We start from the raw sequence: 15731 nt of genomic DNA, 5'->3' as shown, positions 1-15731 counted from the left end.
TGTTGCGAACAGACGAGACGAGCAGTCTTGTCCCATGACTGCTCAACCAACCGACCCCGAGACAAGCAATCTATTCGCGCGCGCCGAGCTCAGCCATCGTCGCCGTGTCGAGAACCTTGCCAGCAAGGTCCTTGATCAGAATCTCGTTTCCAGATTCGGCCAGTTCATTGGCCTTGGCGAGAGCTTGCTTCGCGGAGGAAACAACGACCCGGATGGCTTCGTTGCCGCTTTTCGAATAAACTTGATAACCTACGCCGCTCATCGCGCCTCGCTGACGATGACTTCCTAACGCCCTTCCAGATCGGCGCCTAGTGTCCTGTCCCGCAAATAAATGGCAGTAATTCTGCATGGTTTTCGCGGTCTCTTCGATGGAGATGGCGATGACGATTGGCGGACCGAAGGCAGATCTTGTGTTGTCGGATCAGGAGCGTTCGCAGCTTCAAGCGTTTGCGCGTAACCGCTCGCTGCCCGCTGCGCTCAGCAGTCGAGCGCGCATCATATTGAGTAGCGCAGATGGTGAGCCCAACGATGCGATCGCGCCGCGGATGCAACTGACCAATGCTACCGTCGGGAAGTGGCGATCGCGCTTCATCAGACGGCGCCTGGCTGGCCTGTACGACGATGTTCGCCCAGACGCGCCGCGAACGATCGATGACGAACGCTTGGCGCGGCGCATTAGAACGACGCTGCACACCGGGCCGTCTGATGGTTCCACACATTGGAGCGTTGGCTCGGCGGCCGCCGAAACTGGCATCTCCAAGACCAGCGTACAGCGCTATTTCCGGACGTTCGGCTTGCAACCGATCGCTCTGAAGGCTTCAAGCTGTCCAACGATCCGTTCTTCATCGAAAAGCTGCGCGACGTCGTCAGGCTGTACCTGAGCCGCCCGACAAGGCTTTGGTGATCTCCGTGGATGAGAAGAGTCAATGTCAGGCTCTGGAGCGCACGCAGCCAATGCTGGCCGAAGGAGCAACTGGCCGCGCTTGGTGAAGCGCAAGTAGAGCTACGCGCGACCCTGTCTTACTTCATCGAACCCAATCCTGGAGAGCGTGGGTGGACGAGGCGGCATCGGTACGCTTCGCACGGTCTTCGCTTCCGTGTGAAGTCTGCGACCGAGACTGTCGACGAGTTCAGAGCTCGTATCAACCAGGCAGCACGGGACGAGGAGGAGGGGGTGCCTCCCAGCGGTGGCGAGGATTGGCTTCTCGGCACGTTTCGCGACAATGGATCGGTGCACTCCGATTTTTGGTCTGGAAGCGCGGCGGACCTCGCCGAGCGCGATGCCATCGGGGTCTTTCCGGTCGGTGGCTGGTGGAAGGAAAAGCCCTACCTGGAGCGGTTCGATGGCACCGCGCGGTATGCGCTCATCGTGACGATCAGAGCGCCGGGGTCGAATGTGGACATCTTCACGCCAGTCGAGAATGCGATCGCCATTGCTGGCGCGATCGAAGTTTGATCGGAAGCTGTCTGCAGCTTGTGCTCCGACAATGGCACCTCAAAACCGTGCGACGAATACCCATCTTCTGCTGGATAAGCCCAGTGATGCGACCAATAAGTCTTTGATTGTTCTCAACCCGTAGCTGACTCTTAATCAGCGGGTCCCAGGTTCGAGCCCTGGTGCGCCCACCATATAAATCAAGACCTTAGCAAGAGAAACCGTTTGAGAGAGCCGAACTAAAACGGTTTTTCAAACGGTGTTTTTAGCGGCCGGTCGGCCAGTCCAATCTCAGCATTGTGATCTACGTCAGCGCGGCGGAGACTCGGGCGACTCGCTTAAAGCCGTCCCACATAACCTACATTTTCCCACTTCTGTTCAATGTCATCGGCGACGCATTGGTTCGGTTGCGCGGTGCTTCCGTCGAAATAGCGCTTGAAGTCAACGTGAACCCTCATGTTGTCTGGGCGGTAGGCCGCCATGCGATCGTAAAGGAGAACGGACGCGGCCTCGAAACGCCGATAGACTGATTTGTGCATCGGTGATCTCGATTCTTCCGTCTCGGGATCGATCGGCAGGTCACGAACTCCGGCCTTGAGGAAGCCTCCCGCCTGCTCATTGTGTTGGGGGCCCGCGGGATCGGGCGACAGCCGTAGCACACTGCCGTCGTGTTTCAGCCCGTCCGGAATGAGCGAAGCTCCGGCGAGCAGCCAGTTCAGCGCGACGTCCGAGAGCCGAGCCTCATTCTCGATATAGCCGCCGCCGACATCGGCGTGCACGCCCGGAAACCAGACCTGTTCGAAGTAAAGATTGCCGTGCGCGTCGCGTTGGTCCTGCGTCTCGGCTGTCGGGGACCAGCCGACGCGCTTGAAGTCGGCGCGGTTCTCGTCAATCGAGATCGCATGCTTGGCGTAGCCGACATTGGGATTGAGGGTTGTGTCGTAAAATTTGTGCTTCGGCGGGGCGAAATGCACCGTCCGGAGGCGCTTCATGAACCCATAGCCGGGCAGATCCGGAGCGATCTTAAGGTAGTTCATGAGAAAGACGATCAGCGCTGTCGCGACGCCGAGGTAACTCAGAAGCCGGGCCCCCCATCCAGCCCATGGAAAGATCAGCTGAAGGGAGTCACCGAGCCGATGAACCCCGAGTAGTAATGCAATGCCGGAGGTCACGAGCGCCGCGCCCAAATATTTGTGGCCGAGGGCGGCGACGGTATCGAACACCCCGATGAAGTAGGGAAAGACGTTCGCGTGCTCGGCGCCGTTGACGGTGATTGTGCTGCCGTACCGCTGTCTGAATTGGGAGGCGATGGCGTCGCGCGTCTCCAGCAGGAATTGACGGTACCCAACAACGTTGCGCGAGTACGATGGGCAAAATTGATAGACATCCTTGACGGCGTGCTCGGCCAGCTTGTGGATGCTCTCTGGGTCACGGCGCAGGGGCGAGCCCTCCGGCATATGACGCGGGACCCCGCAATAGGTCATGACGCCGGCAACCGATCGGACCGTGTAGGCGCCCCGGCTGAAGCCGATCAGAAATATCCGATCGCCTTCCTCATATAGGGCGATGATCGCGGCATAGCAGTCAACAATGTTCCGGGTGATCCCAAGGCCCGTCGCCATACTGGCAAGGTTGTAGAGCCACCGCATCCAACCGATCTTGAAGTGGCCACCGTCGGACGCCGAACCAAGACCGGCGTCGTAGAAGGCCACCTGTTGGGACGGTTCGACCTTCGTGTCTGGGCCGACCCGGCAGGCGCGGTAGAGCTTGTAAACATTCGTGCGGGCTTCGTCGAAATTGATGCCGCCGGCCTGGCCTGTACCATCGGAAAAGATCACGATATTCTTCGGCATTGCACACCATCCCCCAAGTGCGCCAAAAGGCCAACCTATATCATAGATTGTGCGTGTCGAAATGTGAGCTGGGCCACTTGCGCACAGCGCAGGTTGTCATGTCCTCCTTACCCTGAGTCATCTAAGCTTCAACTCGCGGCGGTCGCGTAAACGGCTTGATCGGTATTAGCGCTTATCCTCGGCTGGGGCGGCTCTGCTCGATCCGCGGCGAGGTGCGGTCGTGTCCTACGAGATACCGATTGCGTCCGGTCGTTCCATACTACCCACCCGGGCGGCACAATATGTACGCATGTCCCGGGACAGCCAGCGCTACTCGACGGCAAACCAAGCGGACGTGATCTCGGCCTTCGCCAGAGAACGCAACATCACCATCGTTCGCATCTATGCCGATGAAGGCCTTAGCGGCCTTGCCATTCACTGCCGCGACGGTCTCAAGGCTTTGAGAATGATGGCAGCCTTGCTCAAGAACAACAAGCGGTTCAATGCTGCCGATTTCAGCCGACAGCTTTCCAAGAAAGTCTTCCTCGGCCAATCGCGCGTCACCCGCATGGGCTTCTGGCACGGCGGCATGCCCGGTTACGGTCTAAGACGCCAGTTGCTTGATGAGACCGGGATCGTAAGAACCAGCTTGAATACGGCCAGAAGAAATACCTCCAGACTGACCGCATTAAGATCATTCACGGCCCGGACCGAGAGGTCGAGACCGTCAGACGCGTCTTCATGTCCTTCGTGTCGGAAGGGAAATACCTTGGCGAGCTCAAATCCGATATGGCGGGCTGCTGGCTAATGTGAACCTGCTCGATGCCGCCCACACGACCGCGTTGGGAGACGCGGCGGTACGAGCGGCCGCATCGAATGCTTGACACCGCCGCTTATCGGCATGGGGCTTTGTTGAGCAAGACCACCTGCCGGTGCCCTGACGGTCGCCTTGTCTAACTGGCAAGCACTTGAAATATCGTTGCTTTCTGTGCCTGGGTAGAAGGCGCTAAACAGAATGCTACGCATCTGTCGAACCGGCACACGTGGCGAATGAGATTCCGGGCGTCGGAATCGAACGGGGGATAGGTTCCCTCAAGTTGCGACTCGCGTAACAGTTGCGGCTATACTCCTAGGATTCATGAACGGCGAATCCACTTTCAGCTTCAGTTTGGGAGCGAACGTATGTCTTTGGCAATTGAGTTGCTGCCGGTCGGCGACAGCGACGGGGACGCGATTATTGTCCAGTGGGGCGAGAACCACGAGTACTGGCTGAACCTCACGGATGGCGGGTATGCTTCCGTTGGCGACAAGGTGATTGCCCATATCGAGGCCCACTACGGGCGAGATGTCACGATACACAACATGATCGTTTCCCACGCGGATAATGACCATGCGGCTGGCCTGATCCCGGTCTTCGAGCGCTTCAAGGTCGGCAAACTTTGGATGAACCGGCCCTGGCTCTACGCTCACGAGGTCATCGGGGACTTCCATCCAAATTGGAAAGTGGAGAACTGGATCGATTACGTTCGGGGCGAGCACGAATACCTCGTTGAACTGGAAAACCTCGCCCGCGCCCGTGGGATGGAGCCGCTAGAGGTCTTCCGAGGCACGCAGATCGGCCCTAGCCTGGTGCTTGCGCCGTCGCGTGAAAGGTACATCAAGCTCATCCCCGATCTCGACAAAACGCCGCCGCCCTATAAGAGCGACACTGCCACGGCCTCGCGGGGACTGTTTGAACTCGCAACGGGCGTTCTCGACCGGCTGAAAGAAACGCTTTACATCGAAACTCTCGACCAAAATCCTCCTGCAACCTCGGCGTCGAACGAAACGAGCGTGGTCCAGCTTGTCTCCCATGAAAGCCACAATGTTCTTCTGACTGCCGACGCCGGCCCCGAGGCGCTTACGGAAGCTGCGAACTATGCGGCTCTTCTCGGGATGCTTAGCCCACCCGACCTCGTCCAAATCCCACACCAAGGAAGTCGCCGTAATGTCACTCCTGCGGTCTTGAATGCATTGCTAGGCGAGCCGAACGGGGGCGCCCAAGCGCGTGGGCGTGCCTATGTGATGGTTGGGGCCAAGAAGCCAGACCACCCGCGCAAGAAGGTCACAAACGCGTTTATTCGGCGAGGGTACCCGGTTTCAGTGGGGCGCACGGGCTGGATGCGCCTGCACTGGGGCTTCGACGCACGAGGCGTTCCGCTCTCCGTCGAACCGTTCTCCCATGACGTAGAGGACGATTAGTGCTCAAGAACCTTGACGCCTACAGCATACGGGCTCGCTACTATCCCGCGCTGCTCGCGACCATTCCCGGCCTCGCTGCACTGGCGATCCTGATTTCCTGGTCCCGGTTCGGCCTCACGACGGTGGTAGCCTCTACCGCCATTCCTGTCCTCGTGTTCGCGTCTGCCGACATTGCACGGCGGATTGGTAAGCGCATCGAAGAGCGCATTTACGAGGAAACTGGCGGGAAGCCGTCGATCACGATGCTCCGCTACTCTGATGATACGTTCGATGCCGCCTCGAAAGAACAGTACCGCGCGTTTTATGCGTCCAAGATCAATCTGCCCATTCCAACCGAGGAAGCTGAACAGGCCAAAGTGAAAGCTGGCGACGCATTCTATGACCGAGGCGGAGCATGGCTGCGCGAGAATACCCGCGATGCCAAGAAATTCGCTGTGCTGTTTGCCGAGAACGTAACGTATGGCTTTCGGCGCAATCTATTCGGGTTGAAATGGCCTGCGCTCACCCTGAACCTTGCGCTCGTCCTGCTCTGTGGAGTTCTGCTCGACAGACGGATGCCGATTGATACCGACGACGATACGACCATGCGCCTCATCGTCGTCGTGGCACTAGCAGTCGTGCATTCGCTCTACATGGGGCTTGGTGTGAGCAAAAAGAGCGTGATTGACGCTTCTCGAACATACGCCCGGCAATTGATCCTTTCCTGCGAGGCAATGATCAACAAGGCGAATTCGGCGTCGGCGGCAGCGGCGAAGCCGAAGAAGTCCAAGAAGGACAATAGGAGACTGTGATGGCGAAGGTTACCGTCTACCGGTGGGCCAAATATGACATTCGACGATGCGAGTCAGAAGTCCCGCCGTTGGGCTACACGAGAAGCGATTGATTGGGCTGGCGGGTATCCGATCGAGCACACTGCCACCGAGGTAGACGAGTCGGTTCTGGGCGGTGAGATCGCTGGAATGACCAGCAGAGATTTTGATCCCAACGCGATCGAGGGATTTTCAAATCAGGTGCGCGGCTAGAACCGCTCTTGAACCCATGGACTGATTGGCGGAGAAAAGTGGAGACCGACATGGCTAGATGCACAGCACCAGTAAGAGGCCATCGCACAGCGAGCGCGGCAGCAGAATGCCCCGCATGTGGTAGCCGGTATGGTGGTCGCTATAGCGGCTACAGCTCGTACTCACCCTCATCCTATTCCTCTCCGTCCTACTCCTCGTCCTGGAGCAGTGGCGGTGAGCGAAGCAGTAGCGGCCGGTCCAGTCGCAACACAAAGCCTCACTGGTCGGGAGCCGGTTCGTCTCAGCTTTACACGCCTGAGGAGGTTCGTGCGCTCACGCCAATCCGCGAAACGGTCGAGAAGCGCGCGACAATGCTAGACCTCCGGCAGATCTTTCTGTGCCATGCTTGGGACGATCGGCAAAGAGCCGCTAAGGAGCTGTACGATCTACTGTTGGCACGTAATATCTCGGTCTGGTTCAGCGAGACGGACATCGGTCTCGGCGAGCCATTCATGCGCGCCATCGACAAGGGCTTGGCCAAGTCGCGCATGGGGATTGTGTTGGTGACGCCTGCACTGTTGAAGCGCCTTCCAGCAGCGGGCGTGGCAGACAAGGAGCTTTCGGTACTCCTGGCGCGTGACCAGCTCGTTCCCATCGTGCATAACACGACGTACGAAGCTCTCCGCGACGTAAGTCCTATGCTCGCCTCGCGAAACGGCCTCGACACTGCGGAAATGCCGATGTCCGATGTCGCAGCCAAGCTCGCCGAGCTCGTCACCGTCCCTGTTGCTGCGTGAAGACTGCGCAGAGTATACGTTCTGCGAAGCTATGGGTACCGCTTCCTACTCCAACTTGCATTAAATGGCTCTGCCACGACACTCCCCCGTTAACACCCATCAGCTATTCGTAAGTCAATGATTTGAAGAGCTAGTAATGAAGAGGCGCGTGATTTTCGTTAGCTGATAGCCCGAGTCGGGACGTGTCAGACCGCTTCACTTCACCTGCGGTCATTCTCTCATGCGACGAACGCTCGTCAATGCGTGGATAAGTTCGGCGCTGACTACGAGCGCTTGTCAAGCGCGGCCGCGCGAACCAGCTTCATGTGTTCGCTCCACTGTGCTTCTTAGAGCGGAGAGTCTTACGGCACTTCTTCAATGAGAAAGCGGCAAGCTGCTGCCCGAGCGTTGGCCGTTTGAGACATGCCTGGAACTATAACACGATCGCTCGATATGCGCATGCGGATAAGCATCAGTGCATCTGCGCGACGATCTTTAACCAAGAGATCACAACATCGATCGCTTTGTGAATTTGATCGTTGTAGGTCGCGGCGACAACAGCGCCAACGGCCGGAATGCCGGTCTTAATTGAGATGTCAATTGCGAGATCGATCTTCTTGCCACCCCACTTGATTGATGCGAGCGCGGTCTTCGCTAGCGCTTCGCCGGCCTTCTTGATCAATGAGATAGACGGGTTCGGCTCGCCTAATTCGGCGTGCAGCGCTGCCACGGGCTCGCGCAAACTTTCGACGATCTCCGTATCATCGAGCGTTTCAGGCGGGTTGTTGTGGCCCATGCCGACCGGCCTCGGCAGGTCCAACATGTCGAGTAGTTCTTTGAGAACGTAGCGAGCCCGCTCTCGTGCTTCGAGGTCTTGCTGCGAGCCGTACCGATCGTTCGGGTCGTCGCTGAAGTCTTCGAATGAAGGTCGCGCCTCCTCCGGTCCATCGTAGTCGTCTTGGTGATCATCGTGGTTCGGAGCCCATTCGAGAATGCCGTCCCTCTGCACCTCGAAGATCACTTCTTCGATAAGAGCCTGCGGTGCAATGCCGTCAAACTTTTCATAGAGTTCTTCGGTCGCGTCGTATGGACCGCCACGATTCCACAGGTAGCCGCCCTCGGCAGATACGTAGGACGTGCGCTCGGCCGGGTCCTCGTAGTTCTGGCGAAACCAGTCGATCATAGCCTGCCGCTTGTCGGCCTTGCGCATCTTACGGAATTGAGTGCGCGTAATGTCGAACTGCGAGCTGTCCTTGAGAAATGCGGGCCGTTTTGCCATTACAAGCCAATCGAAATGTCGGTCAAAAGCAATGTCTAAAGTTGCATCCGGAAATGTTCAAGCCGGACGCGGCACCCTTGCGGTACCGTTCTCCCATCCCCGGCCTGCTTGAATGAAGCGGGGCGCTAGCGCCGCTCTTTCTCGGCGGGAGACCAGCGAGCAACCTGTGCCAACGGTCGCACCTCTATTCGCCGTGGCACGCGCCCATGACGAACAGCTCTATGTCGGATTCACAAAGGAAATCGAACCGCTGAAGTCGGGCCTTTTCATAGACGACAATCCGCCCAAGATCCCCACTCCGCGGCATGGACTACAAAAAGTCGAGAACGATCGCCGATGTTCTCTACACCGTCACGCCGCAAGGCGAGAACACGCTGAGGGTCCGCAACGGCAAGCGAGCGCTGGTTAAGGCGCTTCTCAAAGCCAAGAGAGTCGATCAGATCAAAGGCGACTAAGAAGTAAGCGGGATCGTGGATGACCTGCTCGGCCGCTTCTCTGCAGTCCGCCGAACTTTTCGTTTCGACCGGATGTCGTCCTGGCGAAGCTCGACCCTGCTGTGCTGGGGACATTGACGCGCTGGTGATCGGCCTTCAAGCGGTGTCGCGCTTTAAGGGACAAATCGTTGTCCCTTACTGTGGCTTTTGCGGACGCGACGCGCACATGTCCTTGATAAGGGAGAACCGGCCTATTGCCGGCGTTTATTCCCGCTTGGGGCTATCGCCGAGGCTGCGACAAGCTGTTCTTTTGACAGGGGACAAGGAAGGGAGCGGGACCACCTAGGCGACGCCGAGACGCTGGCTCGGTATACTGGCCTGCCGACTGGGGTCAATAAAACCAATGACCTTATCGCGGAGCGCATGGATTAGGGCCGGCAGGCTTGGGGGGAAGGTCGCCGATGGTCGGCCCTGTGACGGTAGGTCTACAGACGCATTTTCGAGTGGAGCGGCCAATTCGCTTGTGATAAAGCGGCGGACCGCCCCTGAGCACAATGGGCGCCAGAGCCGCACAGGCGAATGCATGCGCTAGCGGCAGATCGGGAAAAACGGCTCCGCGTTGAACCAGGTGATGTCACCTTCGATTACTTCGGGCTACTGCAGCGGCCCTACAAATCGAAAGGATAGAACTCAATGACTACCACCCTCAATATCCGGGTGGACGTTGGTAATCTCGCATTAGCAGCGGCCATCATTGCGCACGCTCTAGTGCACTGACCGGAGTATCATCGAGCCAAACGAACCCGCTGGAGGCCTCCGGTGGGTTCAGCTTTTTGCGGGGCAGCGTCGAGTAGCAATGAGAAGCAGCAGCGCGGACGCTGCGAAAGACGTAGGTAAACGATGCGTATTCTGCGTTTCGTGCCCGTCCTGATGACGCGGTGGCGCGCGCGAGGAGGCCTGGAAGGAGATCACGCCGCTCGCCGACCTGTCGCAGGATACTTTTCCTCGCGCCCTGACGGGGCGACCTGCACACGTCTTGCACCGCTTGCGGGCGACAATGCGTTCGGCGTGACGCGCGCGACGATGGCGGTCGAAGCGACGCGGCAGCGGCCCTGCTGGTGGCCTCCGAGATGATGGCCCGACGGCTCAACGCGAGTCGGCCATTGCGGATCATATCGGTGACCCGCTGCGGCGGCGACTCGGCCATGCCCGGCGCGGCGCCGATTGCGGCGGCAAAGAGCCTCCTTGCAGCGCAAGGGATCGCGGCGACGCAGATTGCGGTGGTCGAGGTTATGGAGGCATTTGCCGCTCAAGCGATTGCCTGCGTCGAAGGCATCGGGGTGCAGGAATCGGCGCTCAACCGTGGCGGCGGCGGACTCGCACGGACAACCGATCGGTGCATCGGGCGCGATCCTGGCCGTGCGCCTATGAAATGCAATCGGAATCATCCGGTGCGATTGGGCTGGCGGCGATCGCGGCCGCGGGCGGGCTCGGCAGCGCCCTACTTGCGACGATCTGAGGAGAAGGACGGGCCGCGATGATTCAAATGCCGCCAGACCCCGAATCTCCGACGCAGGCGACCGCACTTCGCGTTGTGCGTCCGGGCGATATATTTCGACTACTGGCGCGATTGACCCTGGTGGAACAGCGACACGGCTTCGTGCAGATTGACGCATCATGCGATCTCGAACCGAACTCGGGAGAACGAGCGTTGACGTCACGCGCACCGATGTTTTTTCGACTGATGCAAACGCATTCGGTCAATGCGGCACTGGCGCTGCGAAAGCCAGGATCTCTGCAGAAGAAATCGACGCTTTTCCCAGCTACCTGAAAATTATCAAATCAACTAGTCGCATGAATCGGGTGCTGCCTACTCCGCGGCCTCGCAAGCCCATGAAGGGTGCCGAGCAAGTTAGGCCCGCTTCGAAGAAGGCCTCCGGCGATAGTGGCGCGTGCAGCGGACCACTGACTCAAACACCGATACAGCAGCGAAAACGGCGCGCGGCCCCCAGCGTACCAATTAGTCACGCGAGGGTGGTCCTTCTGGTCAGTTAACCTCGGCTGTAGATCCCGCCGCTCAGTCAACGATGCCCACCGTCACCGAGCTCCGTTCTTCTTCAAGAACGCCGCAACGAAATCGCAACGAATTGGGTGAAACGACCGTGAACAAAACGGGACGGAAACGACTGTCACGTCAAGAAATATCAATACCTTAGAAGATACTCACTGCGTTCGGGACGCAGGGGTCGCAGGTTCGAATCCTGCCACTCCGACCATTCAATTTTCAGGCGTTTTCTGATTGCTGGCGGTTCCCAAGTCAACCGGCAACGCCTGCTTCACCCCAATGTCATATCAGCTTCCGAGGCCGCGGTCGTTACACGATTCACGGCTTGCGGGTTTCCCTGTCATGGTCGGTGCCCCCTGTGGGCTGCGGTTCTCCGGCCCGGCCATCCGTCGACGAAAGCCGGAACCCCTATGCCGCGGCCGGTCGTGTCGGCGGGCCTCTCCCTTCGTCGTCCCGGCCTAGTGCGCAATTGCGCACTGCGCCGGGATGACGGTGAGGATAGCTCTCGCTCAATGTCTCACGCCGTCATTGCAAGGCTCGGCATTCAAACGAACTGCCGGCGCTAACCGTGGCCTCAACGTGCCGAAGAGATTGCCGAGAACGAGCGCTCTCACCACGCCGCTCTCACCACGCGTTGATGTTGCTCACGAACTGCTTGTCCAGGGATAAGCTTTCCATACCGCTGGAAAGCAAAATACCGCTCCGGTCATGGTGCCCACTTCCGGGCATGTTCCGCTTGTGGTGCAGAAAGTGACCGACCTCGTGTGCCATGACGCCAATGAACGCTTCGCCATAGTCGAACACGGGCGGATTGCCTTGGTCGACAACCACGCATACCTGCTCATCAGGCAGATACTCTCCGGCCGCCTCATTATCCATTGCGTCATAGTCGCCGACGAGAAAGCATGTGAGATCGGCGTCGCGCCTCTTGAACGGTACGATATCCCTTCGAAACACGTCGCGCGAGATTTTTGCCCCCAGGGCTTTCTGCACCGCAATCCATGTGGCATCGACTGCGGTGAAAAAGATGTTCGCCTGAGCCCCGAACGTCCAGTTCAGCTTGGTGAGGAACCAGGGCACGTCATCCGGCGTCCATTTCGTGGCATTGATCACTTTGCCCGATTGATCGAGGTGCTTGAGGAATCTGAATGCGATCGTGAAGTCTTTGCGCGGCAGAATGGCGACCTCCAGCTTGATGCCTGTACCGCCGCGTAAGGCTCTAAGTTCTGGAATACCGGCACCTTTGGCCGAGATCTTGAGGGCGCGGGCAGAGCCCTCTGGCCGTGCGGTGGCATACAGCGCTGTACGCAGACGCAGCGACTGATCTTCGCGCTCCTGGCTTCTTTGCGTCCTAAAGCGAGTGTCGATGTATTCCTGAGCGACGCGTTCGACGTGCTCGAGGCGCACATCGTCAATCTGTAATCGATCGCGATCATACGATAGGCGAACGTCCTTGCTGTCGCGGAGGCAGACCAGGTTGAAGCCTCCCCGAGGAACGATCATGAACCTTTGCGCGGCGTACACGTCAGAATGCTGCAAGAACTGGACGAAGCTCGCCATGACTTTGCGTCCGGACTGAACTAGCGGAAGTGTATTGTCGATCCATGGCGGGTCAATGTCTACCCCACGCTTCTGCGCGCGCCGTTGGATTGCTTCCGCCCTCGCCAGGGCTTCGGCGAACAAGTCGCTTCGCTCGCAATGATCGGGCGGGAGCGATGTGGACCGCCACCAAATTGCTCCAGGAGATTGCAGCCCCACGCGGTTGTTTGTGGCGCTAAGATTAGTTCACCATGGGCAGGGAAAGCGTGGCTTCTCCGGCAAGCAGCTTCACTCCGAGGAGCCGCGTGCGCAGCTTGGCGTAGTTGGCCGCAAGGTTCTTCACGTTGTTGTCGCCGTTCTCGATCGCGAGCGCGGCTGCAACACCGGCTGACTGGCCCATCTGCCAGAACGGCGGCTCCATGCGGATTTCGCTGATCGCGACATTGGTGGCCGAGCCGCCGAACAGGCACAGCAGGTTCGATGGGTCCCCCGTCCTGGGCAACATGTATTCGTAAGGAATCGGAGCCTTCTTGTCGGCGCCGCTGGTCGGGGTGATGTAGATATTGCCCTCGATGATCACCTTCCAGTTCGTGCCGTCGAAATAGGCCCGATATTCGATGGCGTGACTGTCCATGTCGTAGGCTGCAACCGCAATCGTCTTGGTCGAGCGCGGCGTGGTGCCATCCGCCGCGTTGAGGTCTTCAGCCGTAAGCACATAGTCGCCGACGATCCGCCGGCCCGAGCGGACATAAATCTGGCTGTTGAAGTTTGGCTGATCGCCCCAATTCGGGGAGACATAGTGCTTCGCCGAGAGACCGTAGGTCAGGGCCGAAGCGCGGACCGCAGCGGGAATGCGGCTGTCCGCATCGTGTTGAAGGAGGTACCACAGCCCGTGGATGTAGTCCTTGTGGAGCTGGATGATCTCCTCGCGACGAGCGTAGCTTGCCGTCGCGTATTCGGTCGAGACCGGGTCCACGAAGTCGCTCGACATGATGTTCTTGGCATTGAAATCGAACACGCCAGCCGCCAGCGGCTGGATATTGAAGATGTCGGTCAGAACCAGCTTAGGATCGGCGGCGAACAAGCGCAGCAGGATTTCATATTTCGACGTCGCATAGCCGGCGGGCGGAGTTGACGGGAACGGGATCATGTAAGCGGGCGTCGTGGTCAATGTCAGCCGATAAGCCATCGATTGAACCTTGCCATCGGCCGAGCCGTTCGCGGGGGTGCCGTCGGTGAGGATGCCCTGCACGCCGGCAATCAATCCGGACTTCGTGTCGCCCGGCGTGTTCCAGGGATCGATGTCGACTGTCGCGCCGGAATGATTGGTCGCCTGGTTCGGCCGTGTGCCAAAGCTGGTCCGAACTCCCCGGAAGCCATTCGCCGCCTCGGCGCCCGTGCCGGCTGCCTCGCGGCCGACCGTCATGGTGCACCCGCCGACATAAGCGAGGTCCATCTCGTAGGAGCAATCGATGAAGACTTTTCCGCTGAACGTCCGGCCATCCCGTGTCGTGAAGGCGGTGATTTGCCCATCCACGACGGTCGCGCTGACCGCGCCGGTTGACCAATAGACCGGGATATCGGCACCGCCCGTGAACGACGGGTCAAGCAACTCCCGGTTGGCCTGCTCGAAATGGCGAGGCTCGAAATGGATGTCGGACCTACCTTTGAAGAGCGTCTTGACGCGTTTGGTGAGGTATCGCGCCACGCCAGAGAACTCCGTTGGAGCAGTGCCGTCGGTCCAGCCCAAATCGCCGGCAAGGGCTTGGGTGCGATTGATGAGGTATCGCGGCAGCCCCGTGATCGCGCTCGGAGCCGTGCTGTCGGTCCAACCCAGTCCGCCGACACCGGGGACTCCGCCCACGTTGTAGTCGCGCCAGCCGCCTACGATGCAGACGGAATGTCCCTCTCGAGCCAGCGACCGCGCGGCGAGAACGCCGGCCGCTGTCGCACCATAGACGATCGCATCGTAGGCGGTGACGTTCTGTGGCTGATAACCCGCTTCATAGGTGTCCAGTTCAGCGGTGGACATGAGCTGATGCCACATCGCAAGAACCGAGCTGAGTTCTTGCATCTGCGCCGTGGTGAGATTGCGGTTGGCGACGAACCAACCGGACAGGGCTCTGGTGCTGCCGGACGGCGTCCCGTTGTCGTTGGCCGCCAACAGGTACATCTCCCGTGCAGGCAAAGCCCGCGAGACAGACGCGACATCGGCGATCAGGCGGCCGTTGCGATAGGCCTGAAAGCTCGCAGCGCCGCCTCTTGAGACCGCGTTGAAATACTGACCGTCCCAATCCGCTGATTTTCCGATGGCGGTGACATGTGCGCCGCCGCAGCGCGCAGCCATCGTGCCCGCGGCGCTGCTCCAGATCCCAATGCTGATGCCGCTCGTCGAATCGTTGGCGCCGATTTCAGACGACGTGTCGGCTACAGCGTCGGGCGAGGAGGAGAAGACGCCAACCGCGTGGCTTGCCTGCGGCAAGCTGGAGGACTTCAGGCCGGTGATGCGGAAGTAGCCGCCTTCAGAGGCCGCAACGGTCGTGTTGGCGACCAGCGTGACGTTGCCGACCTGCGTCAGGTCATGCGTGCCGGGGGTCTTGATGTTGATTCTTGTCGCGGCAAGCGTCGGCCCGGCCTTGCCGAGGTGGACGAGACACGGCCAGACCGGATCGCCGGCGGGAAAGTTCTTCAGCCGCCTGATGCCCCGGTTGAAGGTGCATTTGCGACGGCGCGTCATCGTCGCGCCGGTCGCAGCCCATGCGACGGCTAGCGCCTCGGTCTCGGGCTCGAACGCGAAGTTCGGCAGGACGACGGGATTGCTGCCGCTGTCCGCTCGCCCGGCGGAATCGAGGCGGTCGCCACCAGCTTCGGACGAACCAATGCCGAAGGCCCACCCTCGCTCGCTCGCCAGGAGAGCAGCCGCGCCGGCCAGCCATTGCCTTCGGTTCAAAACGCGCAGCTCCGGAAGGCTGAATATACTTTCGAATATTCCATTTGCGTCCCCTGCGAGCCGCCAAAACGTGCGATCAGGCTACTCGGCGAGGCTTACATCAGCCTTACGGTGGCAGTTTCGCGGGCGCAAAGTGAGCGATGTTGCTGTATGGCCTTGTTGGCGCCGCCAAACGGCCG

12 protein-coding genes and 2 pseudogenes are annotated in these 15731 nt (G+C 59.5%); 9 read left to right on the top strand and 5 right to left on the bottom strand.

From position 1 onward, the window contains the following. Positions 1-70: 70 nt before the first annotated feature. Positions 71-262 (bottom strand): hypothetical protein, encoded by a 192-nt coding sequence (locus P6U30_RS27125; protein ID WP_407165915.1) that lies wholly within the window; start codon positions 260-262, stop codon positions 71-73. 118 nt (positions 263-380) lie between these two features. Between P6U30_RS27125 and P6U30_RS27120 the strand changes: the two are divergent. Next, positions 381-969 (top strand): annotated as a pseudogene (locus P6U30_RS27120) (helix-turn-helix domain-containing protein); the annotation flags it as partial. Next, positions 959-1456 (top strand): annotated as a pseudogene (locus P6U30_RS27115) (hypothetical protein); the annotation flags it as partial. The pseudogenes P6U30_RS27120 and P6U30_RS27115, both read left to right, overlap by 11 nt. 317 nt (positions 1457-1773) lie before the next feature. Here P6U30_RS27115 and P6U30_RS27110 read toward each other — a convergent pair. Next, complete coding sequence (locus P6U30_RS27110) at positions 1774-3288, bottom strand: DUF2235 domain-containing protein (protein ID WP_407165914.1); 1515 nt, start codon at positions 3286-3288, stop codon at positions 1774-1776. A 289-nt stretch (positions 3289-3577) separates the two neighbouring features. Between P6U30_RS27110 and P6U30_RS27105 the strand changes: the two genes are divergently transcribed. The 5 genes from P6U30_RS27105 (at position 3578) to P6U30_RS27085 (ending at position 7306) form a co-directional block, all read left to right on the top strand. Further along, the gene (locus tag P6U30_RS27105) at positions 3578-4075 is read left to right on the top strand and encodes a recombinase family protein (RefSeq protein ID WP_407165913.1); all 498 of its coding nucleotides are present in this window, start codon (positions 3578-3580) and stop codon (positions 4073-4075) included. 374 nt (positions 4076-4449) lie between these two features. Then, complete coding sequence (locus tag P6U30_RS27100; protein ID WP_280983568.1) at positions 4450-5508, top strand: hypothetical protein; 1059 nt, start codon at positions 4450-4452, stop codon at positions 5506-5508. After that, positions 5508-6299 (top strand): hypothetical protein, encoded by a 792-nt coding sequence (locus P6U30_RS27095; protein WP_280985960.1) that lies wholly within the window; start codon positions 5508-5510, stop codon positions 6297-6299. Before P6U30_RS27100 ends, P6U30_RS27095 begins: the two co-directional genes overlap by 1 nt. Positions 6300-6332: 33 nt before the next feature. Continuing rightward, a complete protein-coding gene (locus P6U30_RS27090; protein ID WP_280983570.1) occupies positions 6333-6530 on the top strand; it encodes a hypothetical protein in 198 nt (65 codons plus the stop codon). 50 nt (positions 6531-6580) lie between these two features. Further along, positions 6581-7306: a toll/interleukin-1 receptor domain-containing protein gene (locus P6U30_RS27085; protein WP_280983571.1), complete on the top strand. Its 726-nt coding sequence runs from the start codon at positions 6581-6583 to the stop codon at positions 7304-7306. A gap of 451 nt (positions 7307-7757) precedes the next feature. Here P6U30_RS27085 and P6U30_RS27080 read toward each other — a convergent pair whose 3' ends face one another. Next, positions 7758-8564: a hypothetical protein gene (locus P6U30_RS27080; RefSeq protein WP_280983572.1), complete on the bottom strand. Its 807-nt coding sequence runs from the start codon at positions 8562-8564 to the stop codon at positions 7758-7760. Positions 8565-8869: 305 nt separating this feature from the next. Here P6U30_RS27080 and P6U30_RS27075 point away from each other — a divergent pair, with 305 nt between their 5' ends. After that, complete coding sequence (locus P6U30_RS27075) at positions 8870-9019, top strand: hypothetical protein (protein WP_280983573.1); 150 nt, start codon at positions 8870-8872, stop codon at positions 9017-9019. A gap of 1109 nt (positions 9020-10128) precedes the next feature. Next, a complete protein-coding gene (locus P6U30_RS27070; protein WP_407165912.1) occupies positions 10129-10539 on the top strand; it encodes a hypothetical protein in 411 nt (136 codons plus the stop codon). A 1148-nt stretch (positions 10540-11687) separates the two neighbouring features. On the opposite strand, the gene P6U30_RS27065 is transcribed toward P6U30_RS27070, so the two are convergent. Both P6U30_RS27065 and P6U30_RS27060 read right to left on the bottom strand, forming a co-directional pair. After that, complete coding sequence (locus P6U30_RS27065; protein WP_407165911.1) at positions 11688-12623, bottom strand: hypothetical protein; 936 nt, start codon at positions 12621-12623, stop codon at positions 11688-11690. A gap of 220 nt (positions 12624-12843) precedes the next feature. Then, positions 12844-15552, bottom strand: coding sequence for an FAD-dependent oxidoreductase (locus tag P6U30_RS27060; RefSeq protein WP_407165910.1), 2709 nt, complete (start codon positions 15550-15552; stop codon positions 12844-12846). Positions 15553-15731: the final 179 nt, after the last annotated feature.

This window comes from Bradyrhizobium sp. ORS 111, assembly GCF_045571485.1.
Lineage (GTDB): Bacteria > Pseudomonadota > Alphaproteobacteria > Rhizobiales > Xanthobacteraceae > Bradyrhizobium.
Note: the sequence above shows the minus strand (reverse complement) of the source record. Positions and strands in the feature narration are given on the sequence as shown.

Excerpts from the sequence above, each read along its gene's own strand:
- P6U30_RS27125 (WP_407165915.1), bottom strand. The coding sequence starts at position 262 with ATGAGCGGCGTAGGTTATCAAGTTTATTCGAAAAGCGGCAACGAAGCC.
- P6U30_RS27110 (WP_407165914.1), bottom strand. The coding sequence starts at position 3,288 with ATGCCGAAGAATATCGTGATCTTTTCCGATGGTACAGGCCAGGCCGGC.
- P6U30_RS27105 (WP_407165913.1), top strand. The coding sequence starts at position 3,578 with ATGTCCCGGGACAGCCAGCGCTACTCGACGGCAAACCAAGCGGACGTG.
- P6U30_RS27100 (WP_280983568.1), top strand. The coding sequence starts at position 4,450 with ATGTCTTTGGCAATTGAGTTGCTGCCGGTCGGCGACAGCGACGGGGAC.
- P6U30_RS27090 (WP_280983570.1), top strand. The coding sequence starts at position 6,333 with ATGACATTCGACGATGCGAGTCAGAAGTCCCGCCGTTGGGCTACACGA.
- P6U30_RS27085 (WP_280983571.1), top strand. The coding sequence starts at position 6,581 with ATGGCTAGATGCACAGCACCAGTAAGAGGCCATCGCACAGCGAGCGCG.
- P6U30_RS27080 (WP_280983572.1), bottom strand. The coding sequence starts at position 8,564 with ATGGCAAAACGGCCCGCATTTCTCAAGGACAGCTCGCAGTTCGACATT.
- P6U30_RS27075 (WP_280983573.1), top strand. The coding sequence starts at position 8,870 with ATGGACTACAAAAAGTCGAGAACGATCGCCGATGTTCTCTACACCGTC.
- P6U30_RS27070 (WP_407165912.1), top strand. The coding sequence starts at position 10,129 with ATGATGGCCCGACGGCTCAACGCGAGTCGGCCATTGCGGATCATATCG.
- P6U30_RS27065 (WP_407165911.1), bottom strand. The coding sequence starts at position 12,623 with ATGGCGAGCTTCGTCCAGTTCTTGCAGCATTCTGACGTGTACGCCGCG.